The sequence below is a fragment of the Microbulbifer harenosus genome (assembly GCF_005771435.1).
Taxonomy (GTDB): domain Bacteria; phylum Pseudomonadota; class Gammaproteobacteria; order Pseudomonadales; family Cellvibrionaceae; genus Microbulbifer; species Microbulbifer harenosus.
The window spans coordinates 338,959-359,644 of the sequence record NZ_VANI01000004.1 but is presented as its reverse complement, the minus strand read 5'-3'; the positions used below and the strand labels follow the sequence as shown (position 1 = coordinate 359,644).

Here is a 20,686-nt window from a genome sequence, read left to right as displayed (position 1 = left end):
TGCGGCGGGCCAATCCTGCAGCCCGCTGGGTAAGTGGAGCCTACTTGCTCAAATCTGCGAACCCATCTCAGCGATCAATGACTACCTGTCATGTTGAGTCTTGGGTATTCAGCGCGATTGATACTGCAAAGTACCGCGACAAACAAGTGTATTCTACGCCATCTTCCAGATAAACCGTGTCATGTCGGCAGATAGCCTGCAAATAAACACTCGTACCGGTTACATCCACTCAATCAGCAATGGCCGCTGCATCCGCCACCGCCCTGCGTCCCAGCCACAGGCGGCGCAGGCAATCCAGATACATGCCGTAAGGGCGACCCAGTGCGCCGGCGATCAGCATGAAGGTGATACAGGCGGTGGCAATCTCGCCGCTGGAAGCGCCTCCCAGCAGCATATTCAGGATGTACAGCGGCAGCTGGAAGCTAAGGAATACGAAGGTGTCCACGGCATAGTTGTGCATGGCGCTGCCGCGCCCAAAACGCACCAGTATCCAGTTGCGATAGAGACTGAACGGGCGGGCAATCAGGGTATTGAACACCACCGCCAGCAGGCGCACTTTCAGGTGTTCACGCCAGCTCATGCCCGCCAGCACCAACTCAATGGGGATTGCGATCGCCCAGGAGAAGCTGTTCATCGCAAACACGTCCAGCAGCCACTCATTCCAACGGGTGCGGCGATTGCGCTGGGAGTTGGTGGATTGAGGTGTCTCAACCGGCTGTTCGTCTTCCAGCACCATTACAGGCGGCGAGACAGGGATGGCTTCAGTAGCCTGAGACAGAGATTGCGGCGACATGGTGACTGCTTACCTGAGAGGCGGCGCTGGGCTTGTGGCGGACGGCCGCGGTACTACTGGACGATGGGATAGTGACTGCACAATATTCGACCACTTTTGGTGGCGCTGGCGATTATATCCACCAGCGTTGTAATTACTAGTATCCTCATATTAACTTTTTGTTATTCAATCTATTACCATCCTAAATACATGCGCAATGAAGGATACCTATAACATTTCATTCTTGTTTCTGATATGAGCATCCCAATCAAGCTGCCCCTGCACCCCTCGCGCCCTGTGCCAGTAGCCGCAAGAGCCAGTACACTGCGCCACGCTGTACCTCTGCCCGCATGGAGACCGGTTGCACCCCGGACCGGGTATTCCCAACAACCGATACGCCGCGAACATCTGAACCATGTCACTGAGATTTGCCGTACTGAGCCTGCTGGATATTGAGCCCGGTAGCGGCTACGACCTGAAGCGCCGCTTCGAGCGCAGCGTTCATCACTTCTGGAGCGCCAGCCACCAGCAGATGTACCGCGAGCTGCACAAACTGCACGGCGAGGGGTTACTGGATTGCGTGGAAGAGATACAGGATGGACGTCCTGACAAGAAGGTCTACAGCCTCACCGCGGCCGGACGCGGGGCGCTGGAGGCCTGGGTAGCGAAACCCGCCGCTGCACAGAAGATCCGCGACCCATTCCTGATCCAGGTGTTTGCCGGCCACCACCTACCCCCCGCGCAGATGCGCGCGGAACTGCAGCGTCACCTTAGTGAGCACCGCGACAAGCTCGCCACCTACGAGGCGCAGAACGCGCGCTTCTACCGTCGCCCGGCGGAACAGCAGCAAAAGCTGTGGATTTCCCACCAGCCGCTGCTGCTGGGCATCGAAACGGAAAAGACCTGGATTCGCTGGGCGGAGCAGTTGCTGGCCCGGCTGGATGCGGAAATCGCCGACCGGGACACCGCGGGCTGACCCGCGGCGATGTCATACCGGCATGTCCACACAGTCAGAAGCGATAGCGCAAGGAGGCGCGCAGGGTGCGCGGCTCAAAAATGTGGAAGTGGGTGTCCTCCACGCCATCGGCGCTCTCGCCTGGCAGGCGCGAGGCATAGAAGTAGTCTACATCGTGGTCGTCGGAATCCAGGGCGTTGAGTAGATCCAGTTGCAGGCGCCAGCGAAGGATTTCCCGCCCCAAACGCAGATTCACCAGAGAGGAACCAGCGGACTCAACGGCGCCGTCTTCGATCAGCGGATAGGCGCCGAAATGGCGCAGGTGCAGGGCGGCAAACCAGCCGCCGTCGCCGCGGTAATTGAGCGCGGCACTGGCCACCAGCGGTATGGCGCCGGGAATTTTGCCTCCCGCAGGGTCGTCATCGGCGAAAGCCGCATCGGTGTACGACACCTCCAGCTCGCCGCTGACGCGCTCGGACGCGAACCAGTAGATCCCCGCCTCCACCCCTTTGCGCTCGCTGGGGCGGCTGGCCTCGGTATTGCCGGCATCGCCCACGAACAACAGTTCTGAGTCGAGATCCAGCTGCCACAGGGCCAGGGTGGCGTGCAGCTGGTCGGTAATGAACAGGCGCGAGCCCAGTTCAGCCCCGCGGGATTCCACCAGTGGATCCACTGGGTCCACGGCCTCGCCGGAAAGTGGATCGACCTTGATCACGGTGCCGCGGGCGTCATTGGAGTGCAGGCCCTGGCCGTAACTCAGGTAGAACTCCGACACCGGCCACGGCTGCCAGGCAAGGCTCGCTTTGAGTGACGTTTTGCCGTCGCTGCGCCGGCCGCTGTTGATGGTGAGCCCCGCATTCACATCGAACGCGTAGCGGTCGTAGCGCAGCCCAAGATAACTGCGCAGGGTATCGCTCCACTGGATCTGGTTGACGGCGAAAAGCCCCAGGCTGTCTTCGGCCACGGCGTCTTCCCGCACCACGCCAAGCCTCTCGCGGTCGGCGGTGTGATAAAGCCCCACACGCTCGATGTCGTCGCGGCGCCCCTGCAACCCCAGCTGCCAGCGGGTAGCTTCCCGCTGCCACTGCTGGGTCACGTCAAACCCATAGATGCGGCGCGCGTCCCGCTGCCGGAACTGATCGCCGGTATCCGGGTGCTCCAGGCCATAGGTAAAGTTCGACCAGAGATTGAAGTCGTAGTCGACGGCGTAGGCACTGGCCGCCAGTTCGCCGCGGAAAAATGCACCATTCCAGCCGCCGGAGAGACTGTAGCGACGGGTATCGCCGCCGAGGCTGGTATCCAGGGAGCCGTAGGCGTCGATAGCACCTTGCGCCACCGCCCGCGCCGGTATCTGGTCCGGCGAATTCCAGGCGTTGTCATATCCCATCAAGGTGAGATGGGCGTGGCCACCGACGAGATCCCCAGACAACTTGCCCAGCAGATTGACCTTGCCTACATCCTCGCGAATATCGCTCCAGGGGCCGTCATAGGCCTGCCACTCCGCGGCCAACAACAGGTCGCCACTGCCGGCCTCCACCGAGTCTGCCGCCACGCCGCGGCGGTAGCCATGCTCGCCAAAGCTCAGCTCGGCGAGACCGGTGGCGAGTTTTTCCGCCAGCATAAAACTGGCGGAGCCGGCGGAGGAGAAATCCCCCACATCCGCGTAATAAGGCCCCTTGCGATAGCGCAGGCGGGCGACGGTTTCCGGAATCACGAAATTGAGATCGGTGTATCCCTGGCCGTGGCCGTGGGTGCGCAAATTCACCGGCATGCCGTCGACGAAGGTGGCGAAGTCGGTACCGTGATCCAGATTGAATCCGCGCAGGAAATACTGGTTGGCCTTGCCGCTGCCGGAGTGCTGGGTGGCCACCATACCGGGCACAAATTCCATCAGGTCGCCGGTGCGGATCAGTGGCCAGGCGCCAATTTCTGCCGGCCCGACTTCCCCCTGAGAGGCGGAAATCGCCTCACCGTTCAGGTTCAGCTGGCGGCCGAGTACCGAGATCTCTTCCACCGAATCCCCGCCATTTACCGGCCCCGGCGGAGGGTTGGCGGACTCAATGGCGCCATTGGCGGCAAGGGAAAGGACCAGGGCAAGGGACATGCATACCTCGGATTATTTTTTTGCGGACGATCAGGTACAGAAGCGGCACCGATATAAGCCGGCCGCGCTTCGGGATAATCAGGGAGGGTTAGACTGCCAGAACAGGAAAGGTCCTTCTTGCGTCAAATAACGCAGACAGCAAAGATTTTGTTCGGCATCCGATGACGGTCAAAAGGCGTCGGCGGGAATATGGCACACAACTTCGATCTTGTGGCCGTCAGGGTCCAGCACGTAAGCAGCGTAATAATGATCGTGATACTCGGGGCGCAGCCCCGGTGCACCGCTGTCCTTGCCGCCGGCTTTCAGCGCCGCATCGTAAAAGGCGCGCACCGTCTCCCGGTCTTCCGCACTGAATGCAATATGCACCGCCGGCGCGGTGCTGGAGCCGCCCTTAATCAGCAGTTGCGGCTTGTCTCCCCAGCCAAAACCCGCCCAGTCGCCCATTTCCATCACCAGCTCGTAGCCGAGCGGCGCCAGCGCAGACTGATAAAACGCCTTGCTGCGTTGGTAGTCGTGCACGATGAGACCAATATGGTCCAGCATGAAAATCTCCTGTCGCCAGCATGTTCTGCAATTCGGAAACTCAGTATAGAAGCGCCGACGGCCGCAGGAGATGAGGAAAAAAGAAATTATGGGGAATTGAAAAACGTAACCAGGCCGTAAAGCACCACCGCTGTCCCGCACACAAGCTGCCCGAGAATCAGCGCACGGATGGCGAAGGTATAGCGAATAAAGCGGCTGTGGGAGTTGAGGTCGCGGGTAAATACCCGCGCCTCTTCTGACAAATGCTGCTCCAAGGCGCGAAGTCCGGGCACTGCCAGGTTCAACAGCTGGCGGCTGCGCAGGTCCATCACCCAAAACACCGCAGAAACGATGACCACAAAGCCGCCCAGCAACATCACGATCAGCGGGTGGAAATTTTTCTCCACCGCGGTAAACACGCCACCATCCACAAACATGGACAGCACGACGAAGAAATTGAACGCCTTAAGCCGCTGCTCGGCGTTAAAGCGGTAGTGATCACACAGGTACTGCTGTTCGTTTTGCATCGCTTCACTGCCCGCCAATCTCTCAGGGTACGATCAACACATCGGTATTGGCGCGGCCGAGAATACGCTCGGCGGTATTGCCGAGCAGGAATCCTTTGGGGCCCTTGCGCACACCGCGCCCGACCAGAATAGCGCGTGCCTTGTTTCTATCCACCACGCGGTTGACCTCGGCGGCGGGCTTACCGGTAACGAAATGGGTGCGGCTGCAGTTGACCCCGCTGTCGGCGATGACTTTGTCCACGGCCTTGAGCAAGGCACCGGTTTCTTCGCGGAATTTATCCAGGTCGGCCACTTCACTGTGCACGGGCACACAGGCGACCGATTCGAGTTCGGCGTCGAGCAATTTGGACAGGGTGCCGCCGAGGCTGAGCACACGTTGGTTGAGTTCCACATGCAGCGGGTTATCAATCGCCGGGTCGAGTGCGGCGACAATGCGATCGCGTTTGACCCAGTGGGTGCTGACGGCGAGCCACAGAGCGGTGGGCAGGCTTTCGATCAGGCGCCAGTCTATGGAACCGAATCCGCCGCGTCCGAACTGCTTCTGCGCGGTTTTTACCACCAGATCGCAGGGGTTGTCGTCAAGATATTCCAGGGTCCAGTAGGTGATATCGTGGTGCCAGATGACTTCGGCGGTGGAGCCCGGGGGGAGGGAGTACTCGCTCTGCAGGGCCTGCAGCCACTTGCCGCGCTCTTTTTCCAGTTCTTCACTGACATTCAGCATGGAGCTGGAGAGCATGGGCATGGAGGCCAATGGCTCGTATACAAAGCTCACCAGATGCAGTTTTGCGCCGGACTTTTCCGCCAGTTCCAGCGCCCGCTGCAGGGCGATCTGTTCGTGCTTGGGCTTGTCGAGGATGACGAGAATGTTCTGCATGCGGCCTCCGGTGCTACTGGGATCTGATCAATACCTTTGCGGGCAATTAAATCACCGGATCTCGAGTTTGTCTTGGGTTCAGGTCAATTGGGCGTTGGATAGTCCGAGGTCCGCCTTGATTGACCTCCGTGGCGCTGGAGCACCGGGTATAGCTTTTCGAAACCGCTGTAAATACATCCCTGTACGCTGCGTCGGCGACGTCCCTGTCGCCGACGCTTTCGAAAAGCTATACCCGGCACTCCATCTTCGCATTGAGCAAAGCGCTTCGTGAGCTGGCGAGGAGAGAGCCTTACACACTTACGAAGTCGAGGAGTGAAAACTGAAGGGGAAGCACTGGGTGCGGGTTTTCAGGAGCGTCGCAAACAGGATGTTTGCGCCGCAGCTCCCAGGGATGGGTTTACAGCGGTCCTGAAAACCCGCACCCAGTGCTTGCCCGCCACCGGACCAGCTTTAGAGCACCCAGTGGCGGAGATCAAAGCTATTTATTAGCCCGATGATCTACCAACTCATCAACCACCGAAGGATCGGCAAGCGTCGAAGTGTCTCCCAGCGAATCCAACTCATTGCAGGCAATCTTGCGCAAAATGCGCCGCATGATCTTGCCAGAACGGGTTTTGGGCAGACCCGGGGCCCACTGGATGATATCGGGTTTGGCGATGGGGCCGATCTCCTTCACACACAGGTCGATCAGCTCCTTGCGCAACTCCTCGGACGGCTCGCGACCATTTTTCAGGGTCACATAGCAGTAAATACCCTGCCCCTTGATATCGTGCGGATAGCCCACCACCGCCGCCTCGGCCGTGTCCTCGTGCAGCACAATTGCACTCTCGATTTCTGCAGTTCCCAGGCGGTGGCCGGAGACGTTCAGTACATCGTCGATACGACCGGTAATCCAGTAGTAGCCGTCCGCGTCGCGGCGCGCGCCGTCGCCGGTGAAGTAGTAACCGGGAAAGGTGGAGAAGTACGTGTCGATCATGCGCTGGTGATCGCCGTATACGCTGCGGATCATGCTCGGCCAGCTGGCCTTCATCACCAGCGCGCCCTCGCCCTGCCCCTCGATTTCCTGCCCCTTCTCGTCCAGCAGCGCCGGCTGCACGCCGAAGAACGGGCGGGTGGCGGAGCCGGGTTTGAGTGCGGTAGCGCCGGGCAGCGGGGTGATCATGTGGGCGCCGGTTTCGGTCTGCCACCAGGTGTCGACAATGGGGCAGCGCTTCTCGCCGACCACGTGGTAGTACCACTCCCAGGCTTCCGGGTTGATCGGCTCGCCAACGGTGCCCAGCAGTTTCAGCGAGCTGCGGTCACAGCGGGTGACGAAGTCGTCGCCCGCGCCCATCAACGCGCGAATGGCGGTGGGTGCCGTGTAGAAAATATTGACCTGGTGTTTGTCCACCACCTGCCAGCAGCGGGAGGCATCGGGATAGGTGGGCACGCCTTCGAACATCAGCGAGATCGCGCCAGCGCATAGCGGGCCGTACACGATGTAGCTGTGGCCGGTTATCCAGCCCACATCCGCGGTACACCAGAACACATCGCCTTCTTTGTAATCGAAGGCGTATTTGAAGGTCATGGTGGACATCAGCAAATAGCCCGCCGTGGTATGCAGCACGCCCTTGGGCTTGCCGGTGGAGCCGGAGGTGTAAAGGATAAACAGCGGGTCTTCCGCGTTCATCGGCTCCGGCGCGCACTCGACGCTCTGCTCGGCAACGGATTCCGCGTACCAGATGTCGCGCTTGCTGTCCCAGTCGATGTTGGCGCCGGTGCGCTTGACCACGATGGCGGTGTGCACATCCGGGCAGTGGGCCAGTGCCTTGTCCACGTTGGCCTTGAGCGGCACTTTTCTGCCGCCGCGCACGCCCTCGTCGGCGGTGATCACCAAACGGCAGTCGGAATCGAGGATGCGATCCTTGAGTGAATCCGGGGAGAAGCCGCCGAACACCACCGAGTGCACCGCACCAATGCGGGTGCAGGCGAGCATGGCGTAGGCCGCTTCGGGGATCATCGGCATGTAGATGCACACGCGGTCGCCCTTCTTAATGCCGCGAGCTTTGAGCAGATTGGCCAGGCGGCATACCTGCTCGTGCAGCTCCTTGTAGGTGATGTTCTTGCTGTCGGCGGGGTCGTCACCTTCCCAGATCAGGGCAGTTTGCTCGGCGCGGGCCGGCAGGTGGCGGTCGATGCAGTTGACGGAGACGTTCAGTTCTCCATCGGCGAACCAGGCGGCGTGGCCTTTCTTGAGGTCTTCCTCCACCACTTTGGTAAAGGGCTTGCTCCACTGCAGGAAGTCGTTGGCCTGCTGGGACCAGAATGCTTGCGGGTTCTCCACCGACTGGCGGTACATCCGCTGGTAGTCGTCACTGCTGACGAGAGTGTTGGCGGCAAAGGTTTCGGGCACCGGGTAAGTGTGCACTTCAGACATCATTTTCTCCCTTATTAGTATTATCGGGCGCTGCGCGGTCTCGCTGCTGGAGACCCGTTGACTGCAGGTATTGCAGTTGTGCACTCCATCTTTTTAGGTGCACGAATCCCGATAAGTTATACCACTGGCAGCCGCTGAATGACAACGCTGTCACAAGTCCTGTCGTACCATCATAGCCTGACGACTTTTTGGTTTCCCACCCCTGAGTCTGGAATACCGTGCCTTTTTTGGGGTGGGTGGGCAAAATGGCCGAAGTTAGTGATCACATTTCTATTTTGACATTGAGGTGGGCGATATGGCGGTGAAGTTGTTGCGGGTTGCGGAAGGCGGGGCCGCCACTCAGCCTTCGCGTCACGCCCATTGCGTCCGGTCCTTTAGTTGCCGATTAGCCCCTTTAGATGTGCGACCACACTGCGACCCAACGCGGAAAGCGCATAACCTCCTTCCAGCATAGATACCACTCGCCCCTCGCAATTGCAGTCGGCATATTCCCGCAGCCTTTCCGTCACCCAGAAATAATCCTCTTCCCGGAAGCGCAATTGCGCCATGGGGTCTTCGATATGGCCGTCGAAGCCGGCGGAGATAAACAGCATCTGCGGCTTAAATTGTTCCAGTGCCGGCAGCCACTCCTGCTGTACCAGTTGGCGCAGTGCATCGCCGCCGGCACCGGCTTCGAGCGGCGTGTTGACGATGTTGTCGGGTAGATTGCCTGTGCCGGTGAATGGGTAGTATGGGGACTGGAAGCTGGAACAGAGCAAATAGCCTTCGCGGCCGGCGACAAAATCTTCGGTGCCGTTGCCGTGATGCACATCGAAGTCGAGGATGGCGACGCGCTCTAGGCCGTGATGTTCGCGGGCGTGGGCGGCGGCGATGGCGATATTGTTGAACAGGCAGAAGCCCATAGCCTTGTCGCGCTCGGCGTGGTGGCCGGGAGGGCGCACGGCGCAGAAGGCGGAGTGGATTTCACCGCTCATTACGCGGTCGACGGCGTCAATGCCGGCACCGGCGGCGTGCAGCGCGGCGGTGAGTGAATGCGGGCACATGCGGGTGTCCTCGTCGAGGATTTCGATTCCCTGCCTCGGTACGCGGTTGAAGATGGATTCGATATATTCCGCGGTGTGTACCCGCCGGAGTTGTTCTCGCGTAGCCTGGGGCGCGTCGAAGAAACGCAGCACGTATTCCATGCCGCTGCTGAGCAGTTGATCCTGAATGGCATCGAGTCGCGCGGGGCTCTCGGGATGCTCCTCGCCCATATCGTGGCGGTGGCAGGCGGGGTCGGAGAAAAATCCTACGTTGGCCATGTTCAGTCCTTTTCTCCGTCGAGCGCGAGTTCGAGATAGAGTTCGTCCATGCTGTCGCCGGCGCGGGTGGTGAAGCCGTTGTTTTCAAAAATCGACAGCATGGGCTTGTTGTCGCGGCGCACGCAGGCGAACATTTTTGCAATGCCGCGCTTGCGCGCGATGCTTTCCATTTCTTTTAACAGGGTGGAGGCAATGCCCTTGCCACGGCGGCTCTCTTTGATGACAAACGCCACTTCGCAGCTGTTGTCGGTTTCGTAAAAATAATAGCGCCCCACTCCCTGAATCACTTCCCGCGCGCCGTCGCGGTCGGTAAAACACAGCGCCAGATCCCGCCTTTGATCGACACTGACCAGGCTGCAGGATTTTTCCCGGGACATCTGTGTCACATGGTGGTTGTAACGCATCAGCAGGGTTTCTTTGTTGTGGGTGTAGAAAAATTCCTGCAACAGCCGTTCATCCGCAGGTCTGAGTGGACGCAGCGTATAGGTGATGCCGCCAAAAATATATTTCTTCTGCTCTACCGGGCCGAGTTCGGGAACCGAGGTGGGTGCCTGTTCCTGATATTCCGGAACCCAGTAAAATTCCCGCACCTTTTCCAACAATTCGCGACGGAATTCCGGGTGGGCAATGCGGATCATTTCCAGGGTGCGCTCGCGAATACTTTTTCCGCGCAGCGAGGCGATGCCGTATTCGGTCACGACGTAGTGCACATGCGCACGTGAAGTGACCACACCGCTGCCGGGAGTGAGCGATGCAACGATGCGGGAAATCAATTTACCATTCTTGTCTTTGGCCGTAGACGGCAATGCAATAATCGGCCTGCCGCCCTTGCTCAATGCCGCACCGCGGATAAAGTCCACCTGGCCACCGATACCGCTGTACAACAGCCGGCCGATGGAATCCGATACCACCTGTCCGGTCAGGTCCACTTCAATCGCACTGTTGATCGCGACCATTTTTTCGTTGCGCGAGATATTGACCGGTGAGCTGACATGCTCGGCCGGGTACAGTTCCACATGGGGGTTGCCGTCGACAAAGTCGTACAGCATTTTGGAGCCCATACAGTAGCTGGTGATGGTTTTTCCGCGGTGGAAGGTTTTCTTGCGATTGTTGATGACGCCGCTTTTCATCAACCGCGCGACACCATCGGAAATCATTTCCGAATGCACGCCGAGATCCTTGTGGTTTCCCAGGTAGCGCAGCACTGCGTCGTGCACCTTGCCCATACCGATCTGCAGGGTCGATCCGTTTTCCACCAGCACGGATACGTACTGGCCGATCTGTTCCACAGCCTGGTCCATTTCCGGCGGCGGCGATTCCGGAATCGGTGCGTCCGCGGTCATCCAGGCGTGGATCTGGTCGCGGTGGATAAAGCTGTGCCCATTGGTGCGCGGCATGCTGGGGTTGATCTGGGCGATGACGGTTTTGGCATTTTTCACCGCGGAGGAAACCACGTCCACGCTGACGCCGAGCGAGCAGTAACCGAGTTTATCCGGCGGGCTGACCATGATGAGCGCGGCATCCAGTGGCAGCACATGGTCGCTGAATAGTTTTGGGACTTCGGAAAGAAACGTCGGCGTGTAGTCCGCACGCCCTTCCGCCACGGCGTTACGCACAGCAGTGCCACCGATATAAAGCGCGTTGACGGTGAACAGTTCGGCGTATTTGCGCTCGGCCCAGAAGTTATCGGAGAGGGTGAATACCTGGGTGACTTCGATGTCATTGAGGCCGCGGCTGTTTGCGATCAAGTCGGCCATCAGCTGGTTGGGCACGGCGGCGTGGGAACCGAGGAATATCCGACAGCCGCTTTTCAGCAGTTGATCCCAGGGGATCGGGTCGCCGGTTTTTGGATGGGACAGGGATGACATTGCTCTGACTGGCTACCTACCTTTTTGTTGTGTTCATGGTAGGCGGGTGGCCTTGTGGTCACAACCCTTCTGCGGTGGTCAGGTACTTAGCGGGTCTTGTGGCGGCAAAGCACCGGGTGCGGGTTTTCAGGACCGCTGTGAACCCATCCCTGGGAGCTGCGGCGCAAACATCCTGTTTGCGACGCTCCTGAAAACCCGCACCCGGCACTTTGCCTTCGCTTAGAGTCTTGTGCTTCGTGAGCGAATCTGGCTGAACAGTTACGACTATAACCGAGTAAGAAAAATACTTACGAAGTGCAGAAGTTAAAATTGAAGGCGGAGTGACGGGTATAGGCTTTCGGAAGCGTCGGCGACAGGGACGTCGCCGACGCAGCGTACAGGGATGTATTCACAGCGGTTCCGAAAGCCTATACCTGGCACTCCGCCGCCACAGAACCAGCTTCAAAGCGCCCCCCAAGAAAAAGCCCGAAGTCAGGCAGGCTCAGGCATCTGCACCGGAATGGTATTGGTACTCCGCTCAACCCGGTTCTTCTCATTCAAATAAACCAACTTGGGCTTGAACGAATCCGCTTCGGCTTCAGACATCTGCGCATAAGCGGCAATGATCACACGGTCGCCAACCTGTACACGTCGCGCGGCGGCGCCGTTCATGGAAATGATGCCGGAACCGCGCTCGGCGAGGATTACATAGGTGTGGAAACGCTCGCCGTTGGAAACGTTGTAGATATCGATTTTCTCGAACTCGCGCAGGCCCGCCAGCTCCACCAGATCCTCGTCGATCGCGCAGGAACCGTCATACCAGAGCTCCGCCTGCGTCACCGCCGCCATGTGCAGCTTGCCTTTCAGCATCTCGATTTGCATCAGCAGAATCCTCCCGTCACATACTCAGGGAAACTATATTTTCAGAGAAACGTTGTCGATCAGGCGCGCACCGGCGGTGTACATCGCACCCAGCAAAGTGATCTCGCGATCGTCGTGCGCCGCCGGTTGCAGGTCGCGGCTATTGCAGATGGAGAAATAATCCACCCGGAAACCCGCGTTCTCAATGCGGGATTTCGATTCCGCCTCCAGCTCAGCAAAATCACGCCGACCTTTTTCAATCTCCGAGCGCGCCCAGTTCAACGTCTGGTTCAGGATCGCCACCTTCGGGCGCTCCTCCTCCGTGAGATAACCGTTGCGCGAGCTCATCGCCAGGCCGTCGTCCTCGCGGTGCACCGGTGCCGCCACGATTTCCACCGGCATGCACAGATCCTCCACCATGCGGCGGATCACCGCCAGCTGCTGGAAATCCTTGATGCCGAAGATGGCCTTGTCCGGCTGCACGATATTGAACAGCTTCGCCACCACCGTGGTGACACCTTCAAAGTGCCCCGGACGGCTCGCGCCGCACAGCACGTCGGTCATCGCCGGGCAGATCACCTTGGTCTGCTGGTCCATGCCATTGGGATAGATTTCGCTCTCGTCCGGGTGGAACAGGAAATCGCAGTTGGCCGCGCGCAGGCGCGCCATGTCCTGCTCCATGGTGCGCGGGTACTTGTCCCAGTCCTCGTTCAGGCCGAACTGCAGACGGTTGACGAAGATGGACACGACCACCACGTCACACAATTGCTGGGCGCGCTTGACCAGCTCGATATGGGCGTCGTGCAGGTTGCCCATGGTGGGTACAAAGCCGATGGTCTTGCCGTCGCGGCGGGCCGCGGTCAGCGCTTCGCGCAGACTGGCCACGTGGTGAAAAACTTGCATTGCCGGAGTTCCGCCAGAGGTTGCTACGCGCGGCATCTTACCCCCCGGCGCCGGTGGGAACAAATGCGCTGCAAGCAGTCAAAAAACCGCCGTCAAATTCGGTTTTTCGTGCACCGGTAGGCAAATTACCCGGGACGGTTCAGGAAGGATTCAGTGTACAGGGAACAGAATGGCTCCCACAGTAAGAGAAAACACCCCTGAAGCCGCCCCGGCGGCCGTGGAGAGCGACCATGAAAACACTGATCTCAGCCGTTACCGCCGCCAGCCTGCTGCTCGGCGCTGTGCCGGCGCTGGCAGACAGGGACGAGCGCCACCACAACAACGACCACCGCCGCCAGTTCGTGCAGCAACAGCGCGACCGCCGCGATGAGTGGCGCGCGGAGCGGCGTGAACAGCACCGCGAGAACAAGCGTGAAGCGCGGCGGGAAGAAAGAAGAGAGGAACGACGCGAAGACAGACGCAACGATCGCCGCGATCACCGCCGGGACAAGGACGACCACAAGTTCGTCAAATATGTCGGCTACGACCCGCGCTACGACAGGAACCGCCACGGCCACCACGATCGCGGTCATGGACATGGACATGGACACGGACACGGACACGGTCACGATCGCGGTCACGGCCATCACAAGCCCCACCGCCCGGTGCATCTGCCACACAAGCACCGCTGGCGCCCGGCGCACTACGGCTACGGTTACCGCTGGACACGCCTGCCCAGGACTTACGTGAGCCTGAGTTTTGGCGGCCTGGGTTACTACTTCAGTGAGGGCATTTTCTACCGCCCCTACGGCGCTGGCTATGTGGTGGCACAAGCGCCGGTCGGCGCCTTTGTGCAGGCCCTGCCAGGCACCGCGGTGAACGTCAGTTTCAACGGCCTCAGCTACTACGTGGCCTATGACACCTACTACCGCTGGGACGATCACCGCCGTGGCTACCTGGTCGTGCCCAACCCCGGCTTTCTCTGAATCAGTACTCGCAACGCACACCCTGTCTCACAGGACGGATTGTCACATCCAACCCCAAAACCGGATGAAAGTCCGGTTGTTGCCCCTGGCGACTCCTCGGAGTCGCCTTTTTTATTGCTGCGACGAAATTTTTCTCCTATTGGGCTGGCAGGAATCCGGCGCTATAGTTTATTTTCGACTAATAAACCGAATAAAAATTTAGTTTTATCCTTTAAAAAACGGCCATTTTTCTTTTCTATAGTTATTGCTTTCCACATACTCAGGCCCCAAGATTCGCGCCCCTGATTACCCTTACCGTCCCTCATTTCACGAACGAGGCGCCATGAAACAGCAACAGATCGAAAACTGGACCTGCGAAGATTCCGCAGATCTCTATGGCATCCGCAACTGGGGTGCCGGCTATTTCAATTTGAACGACTCCGGTGAGATCACGGTTGAGGTAACGAACACCGCTGGCACCACGCATTCCGTGTCGCTGATGGACATCGCCCACGGCGCCAATGCCCGCGGTCTTGGCATGCCGCTGCTGGTACGCTTCGAGAATCTGCTCGAGGCACAGGTGGCGCGCATCAACAATTCTTTCCGCAGCGCCATCGAGAGCTGCGGCTACCGCAACAAGTTCCGCGGCGTGTTCCCGATCAAGGTGAACCAGCAGTGCCAGGTGATCGAGGAGATCGCCAAGGTCGGCCGCCAGTTCGGCCACGGCCTGGAGGCGGGCAGCAAGGCAGAGCTGATCGCGGCACTGTCGATCCTCGACAACACCGAGGCACTGATCGTGTGCAACGGGTATAAGGATGAGGAGTTCATCAATCTGGGCCTGCAGGCCCAGCGCCTTGGCGTGCAGGTGTTCTTCGTCGTGGAGACGCCCTCTGAGGTGGACACCATTATCCGCTGTGCCGAGCGCGAGCAGGTGGAGCCCAATATCGGCGTGCGCGTGAAGCTGGCGAGCAAGGTGGGCGGCTACTGGAACGCCACCAGTGGCGACCGCAGCATTTTCGGCCTCGGCAGTAACGACCTGATCGCGATGGTCGACAAACTGCGCGACCACAACATGCTGCACTGCCTGAAGCTGCTGCACTACCATCTGGGCTCACAGGTGCCGAACATCCGCGATATCCGTACCGGCGTGCTGGAGGCCTGCCGCTACTACGCGGACCTGGTGGAAGAAGGCGCGGCCATGGGTTTTCTGGACCTGGGCGGCGGCCTGGCGGTGGACTACGACGGCTCCAAGACCAACTACACCCATTCCAAGAACTACTCGCTGGACGAGTACTGCGTGGACGTGGTGGAAGCCATCATGGGCACCATGGACAGCGAGGGCGTGGAACACCCGGTAATCATTACCGAGTCGGGCCGCGCGACGGTAGCCTATTCGTCGGTGCTGCTGTTCAACATCCTGGACACCACCAGCTTTGAGCCCATTGAGCTTGAGGACGACCAGATCGGCGAGGACGCGCACCCGATGCTGAAGTACCTGCAGCATGCGCTGAAGAATGTGGCGCTGAAGAATCTGCAGGAGAGCTACAATGATGCGCTCTACTACCGCGATGAGATCCGCGCGCTGTATCTGCACGGTCAGGTGAGCCTGCGGGACCGCGCGCTGGCGGAGAACCTGTTTTTGCAATGCGCGCAGAAGATCCGCAAACTGCTGGACGAGGTTGAGGAAATCCCGATGGACCTGCAGGCGCTGCCGGAGGTGCTGTCGGACATTTACTACGCGAACATGAGTGTGTTCCAGTCGCTGCCGGATATCTGGGCCATCGACCAGCTGTTCCCGCTGGCGCCGGTACACCGCCTGGATGAGGCGCCGACGCGCTCGGCGATCATTGCGGATATTACTTGCGACTGCGACGGCAAGATCGACCGTTTCATCGACCGTCAGGATGTGCGCAAGACGCTGCCGCTGCATGCGCTGAAGGATGGCGAGGAGTATATTCTCGGGGCGTTCCTGGTTGGCGCGTACCAGGAGACTCTGGGCGACTTGCACAATCTGTTTGGCGATACCAATGTGGTGAGTGTGCACATTGAGGAAGACGGCCATGTGAATTACAGCCGTGAGATTCACGGTGACAGCATTGCCGATGTGTTGAGCTATGTTGAGTATTCGCCGCAGGACCTGTTCGAGCGTTTCCGCAAGCTGGCGGAGAGCGCAGTGAAGAGTGGCAGAATTACCGCGCAGCAGCGCAAGGAAATTCTGCACACTTATACGGCGAGCATGAGTGGGTATACCTACTTCGAGAAATGATTTTTTAGTTGGAATTTTCTTTAGGTGGATTGGTAAATGGCCTCTCCACCTTGTTGCTAGGGCGGCGGAGACCGAGTTCTTTCGCTGGTCCGGTGGCGGCAGAGCGCTGGGTATCTGTTTTCAAAACCGCTGTAAATACGTCCCTGTACGCTGCGTCGGCGACATCCCTGTCGCCGACGCTTTTGAAAACAGATCCCCATCACTCCGCCTTAACTTTAAATTTCTGCACTTCGTAGCGATGCACTGCGTTGCTAGTGTCGGAGTACGCGATTTAATGCGAAGGGCGTGCTGCCGGGATTTGTTTGCGGGACCGTCTGCGGCCTGGATGGCCGCAGCCGAGCCCCCAGGGCAGATTTTTGCTCCTGCAAAATCTGCATTTCCGCCATCCATGGCGGTCAGATGGTGGTTTACGGCGTGTCCCGCAAACAAATCCCGGCAGCAGGCCCGCCCGGTAACCATCTAGCGGGGCCCCGAACCCCGTTAGCACCCAAAAAAGGGAGAAATAAATGGCCAACGTTCTGATTGTCGGCGCCGGTGGCGTCGGTCAGGTGGTAGCACACAAGTGTGCGCAAGTAGAGGAAGTGTTCGAGAACATTACCCTCGCCAGCCGCACCAAAAGTAAGTGCGACAAGATCGCCGACATGCTGCCGCGCAAAATCGACACCGCGGAAGTAGACGCCGATAACGTGAGCGAGATGGTCGCGCTGATCGAGAAGGTCAAGCCCGACATGGTCATCAATGTCGCGCTGCCCTATCAGGACCTGCACATCATGGATGCGTGCCTGGAAACCGGCGTGCACTACCTGGATACCGCCAACTACGAACCGCCGGAAGAGGCCAAGTTCGAGTACAGCTGGCAGTGGGCCTACCAGGACAGATTCGAAAAAGCCGGCCTGATGGCACTGCTCGGCAGCGGCTTCGATCCGGGCGTCACCAGCGTGTTCACCGCCTACGCGAAGAAACACCACTTCGACCGCATCAAGACCCTCGACATCCTCGACTGCAACGCCGGCGATCACGGCCTGCCGTTTGCCACCAACTTCAACCCGGAAATCAACATTCGCGAAATCACCGCGAACGGTCGCTACTGGGAAAACGGCCAGTGGGTAACCACCAAGCCGATGGAAGAAAAGCGCGTGTTTTCCTTCCCGGAAGGCATCGGTGAAAAAGACCTGTACCTGCTGTACCACGAGGAACTGGAATCCCTGTCCAAACACTTCCCGGAAATCGAGCGCGCGCGCTTCTGGATGACTTTTGGTGCGAGCTACCTGAAGCACCTGGAAGTGCTGCAGAACGTGGGCATGACCAGCATTGAGCCCGTGGAGTTCCAGGGCCAACAGATTGTTCCAATCCAGTTCCTGAAAGCACTGCTGCCCGATCCGGCGAGCCTCGGCCCGCTGACCAAGGGCAAGACCTGTATCGGCAATATCATCAAGGGTACGCCGAAAGGTGGCGGTGAAGACAAGATCTACTACGTCTACAACATCTGCGACCACCAGGAAGCGTATAAGGAAGTGCAGTCCCAGGCGATTTCCTACACCACCGGCGTACCGGCCATGATCGGCGCGAAGATGATGATGGAAGGCAAGTGGATGAAACCCGGCGTGTGGAACATGGAACAACTGGACCCGGATCCCTTTATGGACGACCTGAACCAGTACGGCCTGCCCTGGCAGGAGACCTGGCTCGACAAGCCGTTCGTCTGATATTCCCTGGATGCCGGCCTGCGCCGGCATGACATTGACCACCCTGTAGGAGCCTGCCTGCAGGCGAACGAACCCGGCACCACGCCCGTTCGCCTGCAAGCAGGCTCCTACAGAGATTACGTAGGTTGGGCAAAGCGCAGCGTGCCCAACATTTCCGGACGATGGGCACCTCGCAATGGATTTAACCCCCCGCAAAGACTACTTCGGCGAATTCGACCCAACCCGCGTAACCACGCCCTGTTTCGTGGTGGACGAAATCGCCCTGCGCGACAACCTCGAAGTCCTGGCCGATGTACAGAAACGCAGCGGCGCCAAGGTACTGGCCGCGCTGAAAGCGTTTTCCATGTTCAGCGTCGGGCACATCGTTGCCGAGTATCTCTCCGGCACCTGCGCCAGTGGTATTAACGAAGCCAGGTTGGGATTCGAGGAGTACGGCGGCAAGGATCTCGGCAAGGAAGTTCACGTGTTCAGCGCCGGCTACAAGGAGCAGGAGCTGAAGGAAATCCTCGAGTTTGCCCACCACGTGATTTTCAATTCGTTTTCGCAGTGGAAACGCTACAAGTCACTGTGCCTGGACGCGCAAAAAAAACGCCCGGAACTGCAATTCGGCCTGCGTATCAACCCGGAACACTCCGAGGGCCACACACCGATTTACGATCCCTGCGCGCCCTGCTCGCGCCTGGGCATCGTGCGCTCACTGTTTGACGGCGAGGATCTCACCGGCATCAGCGGCCTGCATTTCCACACTTTATGTGAACAGGATTTCAAACCGCTGGAGCGCACGATTGCGGCGGTAGAGGAAAAATTTGGCGATCTGATTCCGCAGATGGCGTGGATCAACTTCGGCGGTGGCCACCACATCACCCGCTGTGATTATCAGGTGGAAGAGCTGATTGCAGCGGTAAAGGCGTTTTCCGAAAAGCACGATGTGCAGGTTTATCTGGAACCCGGTGAAGCGGTTGCGCTGTTCTGCGGTGTGCTGGTGGGCGAGGTTGTGGATTTGACCTGGAATGGAAAGAATCAGGCGATCCTCGATGTGTCGGCCACCTGCCACATGCCGGATGTGATCGAGATGCCGTATCGCCCGGAAATCACCGGCGCGTCGCTGCCGGGCGAGTTGCCACACAGCTACCAGCTGGGCGGACAGAGCTGTCTCGCCGGCGATCGCATTGGCGAATACAGTTTTGCCGATCCGCTGAAAATCGGCGACCGGATTGTGTTTGAGGAGATGGCCTACTACACCATGGTCAAGACCAACACCTTTAACGGCATCCCACTGCCTTCGATTGCTTTGTGGAACTCCGATACCGATGAACTTCGGGTCGTTAAAGAGTTTGGATACGAGGACTTTAAGGGTCGCCTTTCCTGATTTTGCTCGAACCCGCCGCTTCTCGCTTGGTAGCAGGTGCGGTGGCGGAAAAGCACCGGGTACAGGTTTTCGGGACCGCTGTGAACCCATCCCTGGGCGCTGCGGCGCAAACTTCCTGTTTGCGACGCTCCCGAAAACCTGTACCCGGTACTTTTCCTTAAATTCCAAATTAGAGACTTCGTTAGATCGTCTTGAGGCTACGAAGTAGTAAACGTGATGCGAAGGCCGAGTGCCGGGGATCTGTTTTCAAAAGCGTCGGCGACATGGACGTCGCCGACGCAGCGTACAGGGATGTATTCACAGCGGTTTTGAAAACAGATCCCCGGTGCTCGGCCGCCACAGCAGGTCAATCAAGGCACCAAACAGGGCCAGACCGCAGCACCAGAGATTAAAACCATGCACACAGAAGACCCGAACATTTTCCTGGGCTCCGAAATCGAACAACCGAAGCCGGAAGAAGCCCTGTTCCACATCCTGCCAATCCCCTACGAGGAAACCGTCTCCTACGGCGGCGGCACGGGCAAGGGCCCGGCGGCGATCATCGAAGCCTCCCACCAGCTGGAAACCTTCGACAACTTCTCCTCCCCCTGCGAACTCGGCATCTACACCCGCGAAGCCGTAGATGTCAGCGGCCCCGCCGAGCAGGTCATGGAAAACATCGCCAGCGCCACCCGCGAGATCCTCGCCATGGGCAAAATGCCCGTCGGCATCGGCGGCGAACACTCGGTCACCTGGGGCATCATCAAAGGCTACCTGGACGCCGGCATCACCGACTTCGGTGTGGTGCAGATCGACGCCCACGCCGACCTGCGCGACCGCTACGAAGGCCACAAGCACAGCCACGCCAGTGTCATGCGCCTCGTATGCGAAGCCGGCATACCGCTCTTCCAGCTCGGCATCCGCGCCTACTGCGAAGAAGAGATGGAAGCGCGCAAGCAGTACAACGTCGGCTATTTGGATGCCCACCAGCTGGTGCCCACCCAGGTGCAGTCCTTCGAGCTGCCGGAAAACTTCCCCAGCAAAGTGTTCTTCACCCTCGACATCGACGGCATGGACCCGTCGGTCTTCCCCTCCACCGGCACTCCCGTGCCCGGCGGCCTCGGCTGGTATCAGACACTGAACCTGTTCGAATCGGTGGCGAAACAGCGGGAAATCATCGGCTTTGATCTGCTGGAGTTTGCACCCATCGAAGGCTTCCACGCCTACGAGTTTGGGGCGGCGCATCTGCTGTACAAACTGATGGGTATCGTCCAGCGCAACCAGCGCTGACCCTGTGGAAAAGCACCGGGCGGTCAGAAAAATTGCCATAGCCCGGCGCC

The 20,686-nt window shown here is 59.1% G+C and carries 16 protein-coding genes; 6 read left to right on the top strand and 10 right to left on the bottom strand.

Annotated elements, in window-relative coordinates; genetic code table 11:
• Positions 1–229: 229 nt before the first annotated feature.
• Positions 230–793, bottom strand: a complete 564-nt coding sequence (gene alaE / locus FDY93_RS03800; protein WP_138234406.1) for an L-alanine exporter AlaE — start codon at positions 791–793, stop codon at positions 230–232.
• A gap of 394 nt (positions 794–1,187) precedes the next feature.
• Here alaE and FDY93_RS03795 point away from each other — a divergent pair, with 394 nt between their 5' ends.
• A complete protein-coding gene (locus tag FDY93_RS03795) occupies positions 1,188–1,748 on the top strand; it encodes a PadR family transcriptional regulator (RefSeq protein ID WP_138234405.1) in 561 nt (186 codons plus the stop codon).
• A gap of 34 nt (positions 1,749–1,782) precedes the next feature.
• Here FDY93_RS03795 and FDY93_RS03790 read toward each other — a convergent pair whose 3' ends face one another.
• The 9 genes from FDY93_RS03790 to panC form a co-directional block, all read right to left on the bottom strand.
• Entirely contained in the window at positions 1,783–3,831 is a 2,049-nt protein-coding gene (locus FDY93_RS03790; protein ID WP_138234404.1) for a TonB-dependent receptor, read from the bottom strand.
• Between the two features lie 168 nt (positions 3,832–3,999).
• On the bottom strand, positions 4,000–4,374 hold the full coding sequence (locus FDY93_RS03785; RefSeq protein ID WP_138234403.1) for a VOC family protein: 375 nt from the start codon (positions 4,372–4,374) through the stop codon (positions 4,000–4,002).
• An 86-nt stretch (positions 4,375–4,460) separates the two neighbouring features.
• Positions 4,461–4,880, bottom strand: coding sequence for a RipA family octameric membrane protein (locus FDY93_RS03780; protein WP_138234402.1), 420 nt, complete (start codon positions 4,878–4,880; stop codon positions 4,461–4,463).
• A 22-nt stretch (positions 4,881–4,902) separates the two neighbouring features.
• Entirely contained in the window at positions 4,903–5,754 is an 852-nt protein-coding gene (locus FDY93_RS03775; RefSeq protein WP_138234401.1) for a universal stress protein, read from the bottom strand.
• A 478-nt stretch (positions 5,755–6,232) separates the two neighbouring features.
• Positions 6,233–8,170 (bottom strand): acetate--CoA ligase, encoded by a 1,938-nt coding sequence (gene acs / locus FDY93_RS03770; protein ID WP_138234400.1) that lies wholly within the window; start codon positions 8,168–8,170, stop codon positions 6,233–6,235.
• Between the two features lie 374 nt (positions 8,171–8,544).
• Complete coding sequence (locus FDY93_RS03765; protein ID WP_246068446.1) at positions 8,545–9,471, bottom strand: histone deacetylase family protein; 927 nt, start codon at positions 9,469–9,471, stop codon at positions 8,545–8,547.
• A 2-nt stretch (positions 9,472–9,473) separates the two neighbouring features.
• On the bottom strand, positions 9,474–11,339 hold the full coding sequence (locus tag FDY93_RS03760) for a bifunctional acetyl-CoA hydrolase/transferase family protein/GNAT family N-acetyltransferase (protein ID WP_138234399.1): 1,866 nt from the start codon (positions 11,337–11,339) through the stop codon (positions 9,474–9,476).
• A 471-nt stretch (positions 11,340–11,810) separates the two neighbouring features.
• Positions 11,811–12,200 (bottom strand): aspartate 1-decarboxylase, encoded by a 390-nt coding sequence (gene panD, locus FDY93_RS03755; RefSeq protein WP_138234398.1) that lies wholly within the window; start codon positions 12,198–12,200, stop codon positions 11,811–11,813.
• Positions 12,201–12,233: 33 nt separating this feature from the next.
• Positions 12,234–13,082, bottom strand: coding sequence for a pantoate--beta-alanine ligase (panC, locus tag FDY93_RS03750; protein WP_138234397.1), 849 nt, complete (start codon positions 13,080–13,082; stop codon positions 12,234–12,236).
• 230 nt (positions 13,083–13,312) lie between these two features.
• Between panC and FDY93_RS03745 the strand changes: the two genes are divergently transcribed.
• From FDY93_RS03745 to speB, 5 genes are all read left to right on the top strand, one after another.
• A complete protein-coding gene (locus tag FDY93_RS03745; protein WP_138234396.1) occupies positions 13,313–14,047 on the top strand; it encodes a DUF6515 family protein in 735 nt (244 codons plus the stop codon).
• A gap of 322 nt (positions 14,048–14,369) precedes the next feature.
• Positions 14,370–16,292 (top strand): biosynthetic arginine decarboxylase, encoded by a 1,923-nt coding sequence (gene speA, locus FDY93_RS03740; RefSeq protein ID WP_138234395.1) that lies wholly within the window; start codon positions 14,370–14,372, stop codon positions 16,290–16,292.
• 506 nt (positions 16,293–16,798) lie between these two features.
• Positions 16,799–17,998, top strand: a complete 1,200-nt coding sequence (locus tag FDY93_RS03735; RefSeq protein ID WP_138234394.1) for a saccharopine dehydrogenase family protein — start codon at positions 16,799–16,801, stop codon at positions 17,996–17,998.
• Between the two features lie 175 nt (positions 17,999–18,173).
• Entirely contained in the window at positions 18,174–19,367 is a 1,194-nt protein-coding gene (nspC, locus tag FDY93_RS03730; protein ID WP_138234393.1) for a carboxynorspermidine decarboxylase, read from the top strand.
• Positions 19,368–19,763: 396 nt separating this feature from the next.
• Positions 19,764–20,636: an agmatinase gene (gene speB, locus FDY93_RS03725; RefSeq protein WP_138234392.1), complete on the top strand. Its 873-nt coding sequence runs from the start codon at positions 19,764–19,766 to the stop codon at positions 20,634–20,636.
• Positions 20,637–20,686: the final 50 nt, after the last annotated feature.

What these genes read in the sequence shown, in the direction of transcription:
- FDY93_RS03780 (WP_138234402.1), bottom strand. Translation starts at nt 4,880, where the DNA reads ATGCAAAACGAACAGCAGTACCTGTGTGATCACTACCGCTTTAACGCC.
- panD (WP_138234398.1), bottom strand. Translation starts at nt 12,200, where the DNA reads ATGCAAATCGAGATGCTGAAAGGCAAGCTGCACATGGCGGCGGTGACG.
- FDY93_RS03790 (WP_138234404.1), bottom strand. Translation starts at nt 3,831, where the DNA reads ATGTCCCTTGCCCTGGTCCTTTCCCTTGCCGCCAATGGCGCCATTGAG.
- FDY93_RS03775 (WP_138234401.1), bottom strand. Translation starts at nt 5,754, where the DNA reads ATGCAGAACATTCTCGTCATCCTCGACAAGCCCAAGCACGAACAGATC.
- panC (WP_138234397.1), bottom strand. Translation starts at nt 13,082, where the DNA reads ATGCAAGTTTTTCACCACGTGGCCAGTCTGCGCGAAGCGCTGACCGCG.
- nspC (WP_138234393.1), top strand. Translation starts at nt 18,174, where the DNA reads ATGGATTTAACCCCCCGCAAAGACTACTTCGGCGAATTCGACCCAACC.
- FDY93_RS03765 (WP_246068446.1), bottom strand. Translation starts at nt 9,471, where the DNA reads ATGGCCAACGTAGGATTTTTCTCCGACCCCGCCTGCCACCGCCACGAT.
- FDY93_RS03795 (WP_138234405.1), top strand. Translation starts at nt 1,188, where the DNA reads ATGTCACTGAGATTTGCCGTACTGAGCCTGCTGGATATTGAGCCCGGT.
- acs (WP_138234400.1), bottom strand. Translation starts at nt 8,170, where the DNA reads ATGTCTGAAGTGCACACTTACCCGGTGCCCGAAACCTTTGCCGCCAAC.
- FDY93_RS03760 (WP_138234399.1), bottom strand. Translation starts at nt 11,339, where the DNA reads ATGTCATCCCTGTCCCATCCAAAAACCGGCGACCCGATCCCCTGGGAT.
- FDY93_RS03785 (WP_138234403.1), bottom strand. Translation starts at nt 4,374, where the DNA reads ATGCTGGACCATATTGGTCTCATCGTGCACGACTACCAACGCAGCAAG.
- FDY93_RS03745 (WP_138234396.1), top strand. Translation starts at nt 13,313, where the DNA reads ATGAAAACACTGATCTCAGCCGTTACCGCCGCCAGCCTGCTGCTCGGC.
- FDY93_RS03735 (WP_138234394.1), top strand. Translation starts at nt 16,799, where the DNA reads ATGGCCAACGTTCTGATTGTCGGCGCCGGTGGCGTCGGTCAGGTGGTA.
- alaE (WP_138234406.1), bottom strand. Translation starts at nt 793, where the DNA reads ATGTCGCCGCAATCTCTGTCTCAGGCTACTGAAGCCATCCCTGTCTCG.
- speA (WP_138234395.1), top strand. Translation starts at nt 14,370, where the DNA reads ATGAAACAGCAACAGATCGAAAACTGGACCTGCGAAGATTCCGCAGAT.
- speB (WP_138234392.1), top strand. Translation starts at nt 19,764, where the DNA reads ATGCACACAGAAGACCCGAACATTTTCCTGGGCTCCGAAATCGAACAA.